At 35.3% G+C, this 14818-nt stretch carries 12 protein-coding genes and 2 pseudogenes; 9 read left to right on the plus strand and 5 right to left on the minus strand.

The window, feature by feature from the left end; translation table 11 throughout:
• Positions 1-155 precede the first annotated feature (155 nt).
• The 3 genes and pseudogenes from JOE23_RS18290 to JOE23_RS10815 form a co-directional block, all read right to left on the minus strand.
• Positions 156-243 (minus strand): annotated as a pseudogene (locus tag JOE23_RS18290) (IS3 family transposase); the annotation flags it as partial.
• A gap of 348 nt (positions 244-591) precedes the next feature.
• Positions 592-1548: a hypothetical protein gene (locus tag JOE23_RS10810; RefSeq protein WP_204438347.1), complete on the minus strand. Its 957-nt coding sequence runs from the start codon at positions 1546-1548 to the stop codon at positions 592-594.
• A gap of 23 nt (positions 1549-1571) precedes the next feature.
• The gene (locus JOE23_RS10815; protein ID WP_204438348.1) at positions 1572-2678 is read right to left on the minus strand and encodes a hypothetical protein; all 1107 of its coding nucleotides are present in this window, start codon (positions 2676-2678) and stop codon (positions 1572-1574) included.
• A gap of 836 nt (positions 2679-3514) precedes the next feature.
• On the opposite strand from JOE23_RS10815, the pseudogene JOE23_RS10820 reads away from it, so the two are divergent.
• Positions 3515-3634 (plus strand): annotated as a pseudogene (locus tag JOE23_RS10820) (IS4 family transposase); the annotation flags it as partial.
• Between the two features lie 1104 nt (positions 3635-4738).
• Here the strand turns inward: JOE23_RS10820 and JOE23_RS10825 are convergent.
• Complete coding sequence (locus JOE23_RS10825; protein ID WP_204438349.1) at positions 4739-5296, minus strand: TetR/AcrR family transcriptional regulator; 558 nt, start codon at positions 5294-5296, stop codon at positions 4739-4741.
• 225 nt (positions 5297-5521) lie between these two features.
• Between JOE23_RS10825 and JOE23_RS10830 the strand changes: the two genes are divergently transcribed.
• From JOE23_RS10830 to nikE, 8 genes are all read left to right on the plus strand, one after another.
• Complete coding sequence (locus tag JOE23_RS10830) at positions 5522-6310, plus strand: SDR family NAD(P)-dependent oxidoreductase (protein ID WP_204438350.1); 789 nt, start codon at positions 5522-5524, stop codon at positions 6308-6310.
• A 65-nt stretch (positions 6311-6375) separates the two neighbouring features.
• Positions 6376-7344: an aldo/keto reductase gene (locus JOE23_RS10835; protein WP_239585383.1), complete on the plus strand. Its 969-nt coding sequence runs from the start codon at positions 6376-6378 to the stop codon at positions 7342-7344.
• 663 nt (positions 7345-8007) lie between these two features.
• Positions 8008-8499, plus strand: a complete 492-nt coding sequence (locus JOE23_RS10840) for a hypothetical protein (RefSeq protein WP_204438352.1) — start codon at positions 8008-8010, stop codon at positions 8497-8499.
• A gap of 126 nt (positions 8500-8625) precedes the next feature.
• Positions 8626-10257, plus strand: coding sequence for a nickel ABC transporter substrate-binding protein (nikA, locus tag JOE23_RS10845; RefSeq protein WP_204438355.1), 1632 nt, complete (start codon positions 8626-8628; stop codon positions 10255-10257).
• Positions 10258-10275: 18 nt separating this feature from the next.
• A complete protein-coding gene (nikB, locus tag JOE23_RS10850; RefSeq protein WP_204438356.1) occupies positions 10276-11220 on the plus strand; it encodes a nickel ABC transporter permease subunit NikB in 945 nt (314 codons plus the stop codon).
• On the plus strand, positions 11217-12068 hold the full coding sequence (gene nikC / locus JOE23_RS10855) for a nickel ABC transporter permease subunit NikC (RefSeq protein ID WP_204438357.1): 852 nt from the start codon (positions 11217-11219) through the stop codon (positions 12066-12068). Before nikB ends, nikC begins: the two co-directional genes overlap by 4 nt.
• Entirely contained in the window at positions 12068-12904 is an 837-nt protein-coding gene (gene nikD / locus JOE23_RS10860; protein WP_204438358.1) for a nickel import ATP-binding protein NikD, read from the plus strand. Before nikC ends, nikD begins: the two co-directional genes overlap by 1 nt.
• Positions 12905-12909: 5 nt before the next feature.
• On the plus strand, positions 12910-13716 hold the full coding sequence (gene nikE / locus JOE23_RS10865) for a nickel import ATP-binding protein NikE (protein ID WP_204438359.1): 807 nt from the start codon (positions 12910-12912) through the stop codon (positions 13714-13716).
• Positions 13717-13908: 192 nt separating this feature from the next.
• Here nikE and JOE23_RS10870 read toward each other — a convergent pair whose 3' ends face one another.
• The gene (locus JOE23_RS10870) at positions 13909-14574 is read right to left on the minus strand and encodes a GNAT family N-acetyltransferase (RefSeq protein ID WP_204438360.1); all 666 of its coding nucleotides are present in this window, start codon (positions 14572-14574) and stop codon (positions 13909-13911) included.
• Between the last annotated feature and the right edge of the window lie 244 nt (positions 14575-14818).

Raw genomic sequence — 14818 nt, forward strand, 5'->3', positions numbered from 1 at the left:
TACTTTCACGTACGTTAGATCACTGACTAATACAGACATCTTTTCAGATACTCGAAACTCCTGGTCTAATACGTTGCGAACGGATTCCTCATTAGACTGCGATTTCATTGGTTTGTAGGAAGGTTGTGCATACTTCGATTGTATGCCAATCCTTCTCATCAACCTTCCTATACGACGTCTGGAAACAGTGTGACCTGCCTTTAAAAGTTCTCTTTTTATTTTACGCGTCCCATATACTTTACGGTTTTCGCTAAAGATCTTCAGAATCTTTTTCTGGAGAGGCTACACTTAGTTGGGCAGATTTTTTAAATTGTTTCATAAGCCCTAGCTTTTTATGGTCTTTCTGCTAATGTAACTGAGTTCATTCTTCTTTTTTATTTTCGAAGGAAAACCTCTATATCTTGTATCAAGGGGTGTAAGCAGATATTGGGGCGAATAAGAAAAAAGGAGAATTGAGTCCAGTCGAATACTGAACTCAATTCAGGCACTTGCATCATAAAAACGCTAACTTTTATGGGGAACCACTAAATCGGACGTATCTTCACCTATACAGTTTAGTTAACACACCCACTGACGGTAATTTTCATGTGCTTAATTCAATAAATTCAACATGTCTTTATTCCACTTTAATATTTCAACTAAATAAGTTGGTTGTTCTTCCATTGTTTCAGTAACAAGTCCATTTTCCCATACAAATGAATCAAAAATTGATTTTGTTGCTGTGATTTGCTTTTCAACTTGCTGTTCGTTTAATTCTAACTCTTCTATAATTTCTTCCCTATATTTTTCTTTATTATTTTTGATTTCCATGAGAAACCGTGCTGATTCTTTTGGAGTTCCTTCTCCCTTAATGAACCGTTCAAAATAGTCCTTATCCATATACCTTTTGGCGAGCGTATAAAAACTTATATCATCGTCGTTTGACATACGGCTACTATAACTTTTAAGTGGCTCTAGGTCACTATTGTCAAAGACAACATATCCTTTTTCTCGTAACACATCGTTTTCATAATATTTATTTATTTCATTCATGAAAGATGCAGCTTCTAGTTCGTCATCAAAGTAATGTTCAGCAATATATTCAGCTTGTTTTAATCCCATTTCTCGATAAGCTGCGCGTTCTTCAACACTTTTATCAGGCATTGAAACGGAGCTACGAATAGTCGAAGCTAATTCTTTAGCATAAAGCGACGCGTTTATAACCTTCCCTTCCAAAGCTTCTTTAATTACATGATGGAGTGTGTTATCTGGAAATTCATCTACTAAACGGTTGTTGGCTTGTTCTTTTTCTAATCGTTCAAGTCTTCTTTTTTCAATTGCTTCAGCACTATGATACTCTTCATAGAATTCTTTGAATTGTTGTCCCAGTACATCATCTTTATTCGTTTCTTTAAACTTTAGTGATTGAATATATTTATTATGAGATTCCTCACTTATTGCTACCGTCGCTATCTGAGTGTTAACCTTATTTTTATCTGGAATATTCTTATCGACAACGGGCTTAAAAGAATAGATGGGCGTTTGTTGAACATGAGAGATTTTAATCAAGCTATTCATCCTTTCCAAAATTTTTAATTTCCAATACTATATGCAAAAAAGTATATTGGCTCAACAGCTACAGCAGTTCCTGAATTTACGCTTACATATCCATAATCAAAATAATGTGTAAAACTCATTGGACCAGATATGAAGTAACTATGATAGGCTGTTGAACTAGATGTTTGTATGTCTACAGCAAAACTTCCGTTTGAATCAGATCTCGTGGTTGCAGTTCTATATCTTAAATCATCTGGATTCCAGTGTTCGTTAATTACTGTTACGGAAACGTCAGCATCCGGTAATAAATAACCCTTATAACCAGCAATTCCGTTTACTGTTAAAGTATCTCTTCCTTTAATTCTATAGTACGTTCCAAACTGGTAAGTTGCATAGCCATTTCCTCCTTCAAAACTGGTAATGTAAATTTCATCAGCTTGATAATCAGGTAATACATTTAAACTATATGTTGAACCAGTTAGGTAAGTGCTCTCTATTGCGGTAACCCTAAGATAATACTGACCTGAATCAATTTCAGCTTTTCCATTCGATGAGATATTTACCTTTTTTAATTGATTATTTTCAAGTTGATATAATTCAATTTTATAGTTTGCATTTCTCGAATCTTCATCTAATGTAAAATTTATTGTGTCGTAATTCTTAGAACCAGGAATTGTAAAACTATACCAATCGTTATCAACTAAAGTGTCCATACTTCTCATATTTATTTCCGTTGGTCCAATTGGCTTTAGAGTAAAATTAATTGCCCAATTTACATTTTCATCTGCTTCATAATTATCTGTATTAGCATTTATTCCTATATGAAGGGTAAAAGGTTGACTTATACTAGAACCTACTTCAGATACTACAAATACTGCATATTCCTTTATTGTATCTTCTCTATTAAATATTCCCACGCTTTCAGGAGCAGTACCTTCAGTTCCATTTAAAAATGTTCTATTCTGTGATAAATCTACTAGAGTCATATCTAAAGTATCGGGGTCTACTTCAAAAAGATATAAATCATAGTCTAATTCTTCAGAGTTAGGTAAATCTAGTTGGGCATGAAGAACCTCTCCTGGTTCAACAGCTAATGGATATACGTATTTTTCTTCACCTTCTACTGTTAAATAATCAGTCACATAACTATAAAAACCATTATTAAAATTCTGTGTTTGGGCAGTTTGAGGGAGTGTTAATTCGTTTTCTTGTTTTAATTGCTCAATTTCAAATTTGTCTTCAAGAGACTTTTGATCTTCTATTTCTGTGTTGTTATTTTTTTTTAAGGGATTTGATTGTGTTTGTAGGCATTTCTTTGAGGTTAGGTATTGTGTCTACTGCCTGAAATTCATTATCTAAATCTAATTCTTGAGCAAAAATAGTACTTGTAAAAGAAAAGGTTAGTAATAAAATAGAAATGTTTAATATTAATTTAATCTTATTATTAGTACTAAACATTGTAATCACTTCCAAATTTTTTATTGTTCCATCTTTACTGTGACCTCTCCCCTCCTCATATGTATATATTTTCCTCATGATATATTTATCGGATGTAAAGTGAATTTGTTTAGTTCTATAAGTGAAAATTTTGGAATATTTATGATTTTATAGGAAATAAAAAAATTAGAGAGATAACTATCTAATTATAATAAAAAATGGCTCTATAATGAATGTGGTGGTGCTTCCTCCAGTGCTAGTGGAGGTCAGCGCATAAAAAAAGCACCATTAGCTAAAAAACCTGTTAAACTAACGGGGAGGAATTTAATAGATTGTGAAATAGATATTATTTATCACTAGCGTTGCATTTATTAAATTTCACTATTAAAAATACTCGAAATATTCATTTTTTTGTTTTATACAAGTAAAAAGTCCTTTATAATGGATAAGTCAGGTGGTAACCCGTTCAAATCCACTAAAAAAGGACTCATGCATGAACAAGATTACACGAAAAACTTCATTTGGGCAATGGTTTTAACCAATAAATATTCAATTACTTGAAGAACAAGTGAAAACCATGAAATTAGATTACTATACGAAAAAATTAACGACAGAGTCATTCTTAAAATTACTACTTTTCGCGCAGCTAGAAGAAATTGAAAAGGCAGGTTATGGATTTAGTGAGGTTACAGATTCTAAACGGGATATTGATACAATCCTATCTGAAACAAGGGAAGCTCTTTTACAAGCAGAAGTTGAAGGACCATATATTTTATTCCCTCATTCGATGTCAGGTATTGAAGCATTGTATTGGGCACAGAGTTATCCGAATGAAGTAAAAGCAATCATTGGTTTGGATATGGCTGTTCCGACTGCATATGAAAATATGGATATAAATATGCCTCTTATTCGGTTAGTTCAATTTGCTGCAAATACTGGCTTAACGAGGTTGATTCCGAATGTAGTAGAAAGCGATGCAATAAAATATGGAACTTTGACAGATGAAGAGAAAGAGTTATATAAAGTGATTTTTTTTCGCAGGATAGCAACTAAAAATATGTTGAATGAAGTGAAGCACATTAAAGAAAATGCAAAAAAGGTTGGCGAAGAAGAACTACCAAATATTCCTGTTATTTTGTTTTCATCAAATGGTCAAGGAACAAGTTGGGATAAACAAACGTGGATAGGATTTCAAAAGGATTTTGCCAATGTTCAAGGGAATGGTAAACTAATTAAATTAGACAGCTCTCACTATATCCATAATATTAAATATGAACGTATAGCTGAGGAATCGGAAAACTTCATAAGTGATTTATAATTTTTTCTTTGAGCAATAACGTCCATCCAAAAAATCGAATTATGCAAAGTGCGCCGCGAAAGCTAGACGATTGTAATTTCTTCTATGTTGGAAAGGCGACATCTAAATGGTGTTGACTTAGCGTGAAGAGTGTACCTAAAGTCAATTTATCTATACATATAGGTTTTCTGTTCCTCAGAATTCCTTTACTCGTATTCACAATAAAAAGCTCCTTTCTGAAAAAGTGGGTTTTGCGAATGATCCATAATGTAACTTTATAAGCTTAAAAAAAAGTGCTTAAGGGATACTTCCCTTAAGCACTTTTAGAATTAGATGATATCGTACTTAGTCATCTTCTAGGCTAATTTCATAATTCGCATTTTTCCATCAAGGACACAGCACTTCTACTAGTCCCCTCTTTTTCTTTATCATAAGCGAAATCATCCACGATAAAGTCAGGTATATAGCTTAAACCTTAATTGCCTTCCAGCAGATCTCAACCGTTTGTTTAATTTTATTTTCATCCAGGAGAAATTTCCCCGTTAAGTCTCCTTTTATTACCGATGTGATAATTCCAATGACAATGTGACAACTAAAAATTGGATCCATGTCACGTACGATACCGTGCTTTTGACCTTCTATGATAATTTTTAATATAATTTCATCAGCTGGAACCGGCTGTTTTCTTATCTCTTCTGGTATAAAAGGAGAATCACAATAATTATCTATCAACAACATTTCATGAGGGTGACTAAATCCAAATTCCGCCATATTAAATAATATTGCCTTCATTTTTTCGTATGTTGTTAAAGTATCATCATATTCCTTGAGAATGAATTCGCCCATATGCGCTCGTGCGTTAACAAACACCTCACTCACTACGTCCTCCTTATTACTAAAGTAATGATAGAATGTACTTGAACCCACATTTGCTTTCGTGAAGATTTTTGAAAATGTTACCGATTGCAAACCCTCTTCTGTTATTAAATCTAATGTTGCAGTTAATATGTCTTCTCGTTTTCCCATGTTACACCTCTTATTAGAATATATATTCCGTAGTTTATCATATACATAACATTAGTCAATCTCGGAATTTTTATTCCAGAAACCAGGGGTGTTTGCGTTGGAAAACACTTATTTACGATATTTTAAGTTTTTTTCTTGCATTATTACCAAAAACACCATATGCTTTATTAGAATGAACATTCTAATATTTATTTATTTAACTTTACTTTTAAAGGAGGTTTTCATTTGTTTGATTACCAAGGAAAAGTGGCTTTAGTAACGGGTGCCTCAAGCGGAATTGGAAAACAATATGCAAAGGAATTAGCGTCTAAAGGGAGTGATGTCATTTTAGTGGCACGCTCAAAAGATAAGTTAGAAGAACTGGCACTGGCGTTATCCAATGCTTATCGCGTTCGGACATATGTCTTACCAACAGATTTATCGAAAGCAGATGCAGTAGCATTGTTGGCACAACAAATTGCAGATTTCAACATAAACGTTGATATTTTAATTAACAATGCTGGATTTGGCACGCATGGGCGTTTTGAAACGATCTTAGACGGTCAGGAACAGGAGATGATAAACCTTAATATATCTACGCTTGTTAGTATGACTCATCAGTTCTTACCACATATGCAGAAACAAAAGATGGGAATCATTGTTAATGTTGCTTCGCTAAGTTCATTTCAACCAATTCCCTACATGGCTACCTATGCGGCTACAAAAGCATTTGTTCTATCATTCACCGAATCCCTTTTTGCAGAGAATCGACACCTTGGCGTGAAGGTCTTGGCTTTGTGCCCTGGAACAACCAAAACCGCCTTTTTTAATACCATAGGTGAAGAAAAGATGCCCGGTGGGGTTAATGGAACACCTGAATCGGTCGTGAAAGCTGCTTTCAAAGGAATTGATAAAAACAGAATCTATATTATAGATGGTAAAAAGAATTACTGGATCGCTCAAGCTAGTCGATTTATGCCACGAAAATTCACTGCAATTATAGGGGAACGAGTGACTCGCCTTGCAGATATATAAATCCCTGCTTTAATGGCAAAGCGATAAGTCAAGAGAGATACAATAATTTTATGGAGGTTGAGAGAATGGCATATTCAAACATTGCCAAAAGAAGTCTTGGAAAACAAGGATTAGAGGTATCTGCACTTGGTCTTGGTACGATGCTGATGCCAAATAACGACGAATCCGTACGTGCCATTCACGAGGCGTTGGATATGGGGGTAACCATGTTTGACACAGCAGATCTTTATGGTGATTATGCAGAGCAACGATTTGGTGTTAACGAAAAATTAGTTGGGCGTGCGTTAAAGGATAGGCGTGAGAAAGCAATCATCGCTACAAAGTTTGGTATCACGCATACTCAAGGGTATAAAGGTGATCGGGCATACATTAAGAAATCAGTGGATGCGAGTTTGTATAACCTTGGATTAGATTATATAGATCTTTATTATCAGCACCGTTTAGATCCCAATACAGCCATTGAGGAAACTGTGGATACTTTATCTGAGCTAGTTAAGGAAGGGAAAATTCGTTATATTGGATTATCTGAAGCGCCTGTCGATATTATTCAACGTGCGCACAAGGTTCATCCAATATCAGCTGTAGAGACGGAATATTCTTTATGGAGTCGAGAAGTTGAAGATGAGGTTCTGCCTTTATTAAAGGATTTAGGAATAGGTCTCGTTCCATATAGTCCTTTAGGGAGAGGATTTTTAACTGGTCAGATTAAAAAATTTGAAGATTTACCGGAGGACGACTATCGGCGTCAGTATGAGCGATTTCAAGGTGATAATTTTATTAAAAACGTCGAAGTGGTCACTAAAATTCAACAATTAGCGAGTGACAAAAAATGTACCCCTGCTCAACTTGCTTTGGCATGGTTGCTTGGTCAAGGGGATCATATTGTACCAATCCCTGGCACAAGAAAAGCAGAGAGGATAAGAGAGAACCTAGGTGCTTTGCAAGTTCAACTAACGCAGGAGGATTATCAGGAAATTGAAAACATTTCACCTAAGGGAGCAGCAGCTGGTGGAAGAGGGATTTCTCAATCCTAATAAACCAGCTAACAAAAGCGTGACAAAGCGATTGAGCAAGGGATTAAGAAATTCGGTAAAATTGATGGCATTGTAAACAACGCGTGATACCACGTATTTGGAATATTTGAAGCTGCCACAGAAGAACAAACCCAAAGGCAGTTTTGACGTCAATGTTTTTGGTTTGATGCGAGTAACAAAAGCGATCCTCCCTCACTTAGTGCCAAATAAATGCTATCAATCATTATTAACGAGATATTCTTGCATCCAAGCATGTTTGATTATTTTTTAGTAGAAAACATGTTTTTACGGTTCTTTAATGGAAAAAGCAGTTGCATTTAAATGTATACAGCTTACAAGGAGAATAAAGAAATTCATAAAGGATTATTTAGATGACGAAAAAATAATCAGAGGACATCAAATTGATCACAGATAACTAGCCGTAAAACACTTGCCTCAAAATAGAGAGTAGAGCTCATCTACTTAGGCGACGTTTTACAGACGATAATGTCCTCATTTACTCAACGAACCTTCAATCAGCGGGCGAAGAACGAAAGTCCCACTGATTGAAGGTTCGTTTTGGGAGTCCTACTGTTGTTAAAGTAACGAACAGGATAGTGAAATAAGAGGTATAATTATTATTGCTGTATATGCAGTCAATTGATAAAGGAGATATTTCATTATATGATTAATTTTTTTAAAAAAACAAAGTTAAAAAAATATGATTTAAAAGACATTGCCCAATTATTGTATCTGGATGTATCAAGTGATCCATGGGATAAAGAAAATCTTACTAAAAGAAATTTAGACTTTACTATTGAAAGCGTTCGTTATATTGATATCTATGTCAAAAGATTAATGGATACGGAGTTTGGTAATGGACTGTTAAGTATACATTTTGATAATTTAGCGGAGCGTATAGGTGCGTATATTGGTGAGGTTATTAAAAACAACATTAAACAAGACTTTTATTGGTATAAGTCTGATTCGGTACATCATTATTCGTCCAATCTTAATGGTGCGTTTGGTAATAGCAAAATTCAAGGTGTTCTTTATTCTAAAAAGAAGGATAAAGTGATATTATCTTTGCATTTGGTATCTCAATTTTTAAAAGGGGACTCCCCGTACAGTAATCTTCTTATTTACGTAGAAGAAACGATTAAGGAAAAAATTTAACTCATACAAATGAGATTGCAGGCGCGTTGTAACAGTTAATTAGCTAAATGATATTGACAAATAGGTACATAAACTCTACAATTGATAACAATTATCATTATCAATTGTAGAGGAGAGCAAGTTCATATGTTACATACAAAAAATAAAAAATTAGTTTTACTTATATTTATAATATTTCTTACTGTATCAACTGTTTTAATCGGTTGTACAAGTGAATCAGTAGAAAAGTCGGAAGCAGATGCTGCAACTGAAAGTAGCGATATGATTACTTTCTCATGGCCGAGGGATGTAGGAGAAATGAATCCTCATGCATATAATCCATCTCAAATGTTTGCACAATCTATGGTTTATGAGCCTTTAGTAAGTTATGAAGAAGGTGGAGAGCTAAAGCCACATCTCGCTGAATCTTGGGAGGTTTCTGATGATGGGAAAGCGTATATCTTCCATTTACGTCAAGATGTGAAATTTTCTGATGGCTCAAGCTTTAATGCTGAGATTGTGAAAAAGAATTTTGATACTATTTTAGACAACGGAGACAGACATAGTTGGTTAGGGGTTATTCCGTTAATTGATCAAACAGAGGTCGTAGATGAATATACATTTAAATTTACATTGAATGAACCCTATTATCCTACGATTCAGGAGTTAGCTAACGTTCGCCCAGTACGTTTCTTAGGTGAGGCAGGATTCCCTGAAGATGGAGACACATCAGAAGGTGTAGAACAACCAATCGGTACAGGTCCGTGGGTTTTAGAAGAACATAAAGCCGATCAATATGCTACTTTTAAACGTAATGAGAATTATTGGGGTGAACACCCAAGTGTAGAGCAAATTAAAGTCAATGTTATTCCTGATGCGGAAACCCGCGTACTAGCTTTTGAGAAAGGTGAATTAGACGTTATATTTGGTGAAGGTGTTATTAATATAGATGCTTTTAATCAATTAAAATCGACAGGGTCTTATGAAACCAGTATTTCTGAGCCTGTTGCAACTAGAATATTAGTCATGAATACGAATGAGGAGACCCTCTCAGATATCGAGGTTCGTCAAGCTTTACATTATGCATTTAATAAGCAAGAAATTGTTGAGAGCGTAACATCTAATTTGGAAGAGAAGGCTGACAATATTTTATCACCCAATTTCCCTTACGCTTCAAATGTTGAGGCGACAACGATTGATTATGATGTTAATAAAGCTGAGCAATTATTAGATGATGCAGGGTGGAAGATGCCAGAAGGAAAAGATATTCGTGAAAAAGACGGTAAACCACTTGAAATTGAGTTAATGTATAATTCTGCTGAGTCGATTCAAAAAATTATGGCAGAAGCATTACAATCCGAGTGGGCGAAAATTGGTGTAAAATTAAACATTGATGGCGTTGAACTTCCGACTCAAGTCGAGAGATTTAGTAATAATGAATTTGAAATGAATTTTTATAGTACTTCGGGTGCGCCATATGATCCACATTATTTCATCAACATAGTTGCCACAGAAGGATTTGGATTTAGAGAGGCTATATCATCTTATCCTAACAAGGATGAGCTTTTGAGCCAGATTGCTACAGTTCAACAAACAACTGATGAGAATGAACGTCAGGAGCTATACACATCCATTTTGAGTTCATTACAAGAGCAAGGTGCAATTGTACCGATTTCTTATATTAGACAAATTGCAATCTATCAAAAAGATGTTTCTAATTTTTCATTCCCTGCTAATCGGGACGCGCATCCTTTTACAGGTATTAATATCGGAGAGTAAGCGACAGGAGATTTTCTTATGGGCACATATATCATAAAGCGAATGATGACCATCATTCCAATTTTTCTTATAGCTATATTGATAACATTTGGAATGATTCATCTATCGCCAGTCGACCCTGCTGAAGCATATTTAGCTGCTGCAAATATACAGCCAACAGCAGAAATGTTGGCTCAAAAAAGGCAGGAATTTGGCTTAGACCAACCCCTTCTTGTCCAATATGTAAACGCGGTAATTCAAATCTCTAAGTTTGACTTTGGGGTATCTTATGTCACTAATAAGCCCGTATGGGAAGAGGTTTCTTCGCGGCTTCCCGCGACCATTGAATTAACATTAGCGAGTCTTGTTATTGCCATCGTGGTAAGTATCCCACTGGGCTTTTTAGCAGGGGTTAGGAAGAATAAAGGAATCGACCATTTTAGTCGGTTTCTTTCCTTTTTTGGGGCATCGATACCTTCCTTTTGGTTTGGCTATTTGTTGATCTTTTTCTTTTCTGTAAAACTTGATCTGTTTCCGGTAGAAGGTATAGGCACTTGGAAGCATCTTGTTTTACCCGCTATAACTTTGGCTTTACCCTTAATCGCTTTATATACTCGATTATTACGTGCAAGCGTTCTTGAGAACCTGCAAGAGCCCTATGTGCTTTTTGCACGAACAAGAGGAATACATGAAAAAAACATAATGGCCAAACATGTATTGAGAAGTGCTATATCTCCTATGATTACGGGACTTGGTATGAATTTGGGAAAGCTGATGACGGGTGCTATTATTGTAGAGGCAGTATTTTCATGGCCAGGGTTTGGAAGGTATTTTATCGAGGCTATTTTTAACAGGGATGTTCCTGTTATTCAATGTTATGTTTTGTTGGCTGCAGGTTTGTTTCTTATAAGCAACTTGATCGTTGATATTATTCAAATGTATATTGACCCCCGTATCTCAAGAGAAGGAAGGCAGTTTCAATGATTGAACGTTTAGGTGTTATGGTAAGAAGTCAAAAAGTAATGGTCTTTTGCTCTGTCATATTAGGTTTGTTACTTCTTATCACTATCTTTGCTCCGTGGATTGCACCTCATGATCCTACTTTAGTTAATGTAACGGCTAAACTTCAAGGGTCTTCCTTAGCGTATCCATTAGGAACAGATCACTTAGGAAGGTGTACGTTATCTCGCATGCTTTACGGCGCTCGTACTTCCCTGGGGTCTGCTACATTGATTTTTATGTCATCTTTAAGTATTGGTTTGATCATCGGTCTTATTGCAGGCTATAAAGGGGGCTGGGTGGATCAAGTATTAATGCGATTCGCAGATGGTGTGATGGCATTTCCAGACCTTTTGCTCGTTCTTGGATTAGTCGGGATATGGGGAGCTGGACTTAAACAAGTTTTAATTGCCTTAATCTTTGTACAATGGGTCTATTATGCAAGGGTCATCCGCGGAGTCGTTTTAAGCCTGAAAGAACAGAGCTATATTACCGCAGCCAAAATAAGTGGATCTTCTCAATGGAAGATTATGATGAAACATATTATTCCGAATGTCCTTCCACCACTAGCAATAATGGGAACATTAGAAATAGGTTGGGCTATCATGCATTTATCTTCCATGTCCTTTTTAGGTTTAGGCGTGCAACCCCCTATACCTGAGTGGGGAGCTATGATACATGAAGGGAAATCATATATTAGAACAAATCCATTATTAATGGTTTATCCTGGTTTAATGATTATGCTTGTTGTCGTTACCTTTAATTTATTAGGTGAAACGCTATCGGAACGTTTTGGTTTAAACATCGATAATAAAGAAGGACGGATAAAATAATGGAAACAAAAGAGCAATATATTTTAAGGGTTAAAGATTTACATGTGAAAGTGAAAACAAAAGAAGGTTTGTCGACACTTGTTCAAGACATTAATTTTGGCGTTAAAAAAGGGCGTGTGACAGGGCTTGTTGGGGAAAGTGGAAGTGGTAAAACAGTAACAAGTATGTCTATCTTACAGCTGTTTGATCAAAATAAAATGGACGTGCAAGGGAGCATTACACTAAATGGGCGCGAATTAAGTCGTTTGAAAAACAAAGAAATGAGAGAAATTCGTGGGAAGGATATTGCTTTTATTATGCAAAATCCAATGAATGCTTTTACGCCTGTTTTTACAATTGGACATCAATTTGTTGAAACGATTAAATCACATACCCCATTAAAGAAAAAGCAGGCAAAGGCGCTTGCAATTGATATGATGGAAAGTGTAAATTTACCCAATCCCGATAAATTACTAAAAAATTACCCTTTTCAATTAAGTGGAGGGATGCTTCAACGCGTAATGATCGCCATGGCTGCATGCTTACAACCCTCTATTATTATTGCGGATGAACCAACGACAGCACTTGATCTTCATAATCAATTATTAGTGCTTCGACTTTTAAATAAAATTCGCTCGCAGTATGGAACATCAATCCTGCTCATTTCACATGATCTTGGCGTAATCGCAGAAATGGCAGATGATGTTATCGTGATGAAACAAGGAAGAATTGTTGAATCCGCCAATGTATTTGATTTATTTGATCATCCCAAACATGAATATACAAAAAAATTGTTAAGAATAAGACCTACTTTACATCCTAAACAACAACCAATGCTCGATCTTGCGAAGGCGTGAAACGAATGAGTCTATTACAAGTAACAGAAGTAAGCTATAGCTATAATTTTAAGATGCCACTTAAATCAAAGAATCGATCCGAAAATGTACTTCAAGATATTTCTTTTTCTATTGAGGAAGGATCATGTTTAGGGTTGCTAGGTACAAGTGGAGCGGGAAAAAGCACTTTAGGTAAAGTGATTCTTGGCATCCAACGCCCGCAACAAGGACAGGTTTTGTTTCAAGGACATGATATTTATAACGCGGATAAAATGACCAAACGAAAATGGCGTCGGAACCTGCAAGCTGTTTTCCAAGATTCATATTCTTCTGTTAATCCTCGAATGACGGCTGAAAGTATTATAAGTGAGCCATTAGAGAATTATGAAAAACTAACGTTAACAGAAAAAAGAAAAGCGGTTATTTTTCTATTGGAACGTGTAGGATTAAGTGAGAAGGATTTAAAAAAATACCCACACCAATTTAGTGGTGGACAATTGCAAAGGATTAATATTGCTAGGGCAATCGCCCTTAAACCAATGTTAATCGTTCTAGATGAATCGGTTAGCAGTCTAGATAGGGTTACCCAAAGCTTAATTTTAGAATTATTAAATGAATTAAAAGCTGACTTCGGCCTATCGTATCTTTTTATTACCCATGATATTAAAGCTGCCTTTTCTATTTCTGATCATCTTGGCGTGCTAGAAAAAGGAGAATTAATTGAATGTTACGATTCAAAAGCTCAATTTTTCGAATCGAAACATCCCGCTGTTAAACGAATGAGAGATTCAATTCTTGCTGAACATCCACGACACCGATCACTTACTGTTTAGACTAACTGATCTAGTGCCATTGAGTAAATTTAACATTTCATCATTAAAAAAATTAAAGGTATTTCAAATAGTTATCCAGAAGAAATTGAAAGAATGAATGATTGGTATTCAGCAGAAGAAATATTTAAAATAGCGGGTTTGATTATTACTCTAAACCCGCTGGTCTGTGAATGCTTCTTTAACTCAATTATTTTAATGGGTTGCCGATTGCGCAGGATCTATCGTCATTCGAAAGCTCCAATTTCCAAACGTCTTACCATTTCTTTGGATCTGTGTATAATCAAATTCTGTAAATCCATTTTTAAGATAAAACTTTTGATTTCCCTCTGTATTAGTAAAAGTAACAAATGTCTCGGGCTTAGTGCTGGAGCTTTGCTTTGCAATATACGGTATAATACAGTCATTGAGCATTCTGGTCCCTAATCTCTGCCCTCTACAAGATTTATCAACGGCTAGAAATTCTAATATCCACGAATGTTCTTTTATCTCACTAATCGGACTGTGCCCTTCTTCAACAATATTTAAAAGCTTCAGAAGCTTTCTAAAGCTAGTTTTCCCCAATAGTTTAAACGCTCCAGAAAGGAAATAATCAAAAATATTAACTTTGGAGCTATGTGGAGGTATTATAACAGCAAAACTTTTAATCTCTTCATTTTCTTCTCCTACGAAAAAATCAGCATTTTTATAGTAAGCTTTTAAAAAAACATGTTGGATTTCACTCATTAAATCAATAAAACTATCCATGTCGCTAAATTCATCCCGGATTTCATGAAACATGGGATAATCGCTAAATGTTACAGCACTCATTTTAGCGATATCTTTTAATTCATTCTTTTCTGGTCTTCTATATTGAATCATCATTTTTCCCCCTTAAATTTATCCGAAATTATGATGTTGACTCCACCTTCATACCTCTAATTTGTTAGCCTCATAGCACTTACATCTGCTACTCACCCTCCTTTAAAAATCTTTGATGAAATGTTTCAGACAATTTCCGGTCACCCTATTTTTAATTTGAGTTGTAACACAGAAACACAACACAAGTTGTTCTATGCTTACAAGTGTATTATAATTTAACGAGTGTCGATTATCTATATTCAAT

The sequence above is a fragment of the Amphibacillus cookii genome, assembly GCF_016908375.1.
Classification (GTDB): domain Bacteria; phylum Bacillota; class Bacilli; order Bacillales; family Amphibacillaceae; genus Amphibacillus_C; species Amphibacillus_C cookii.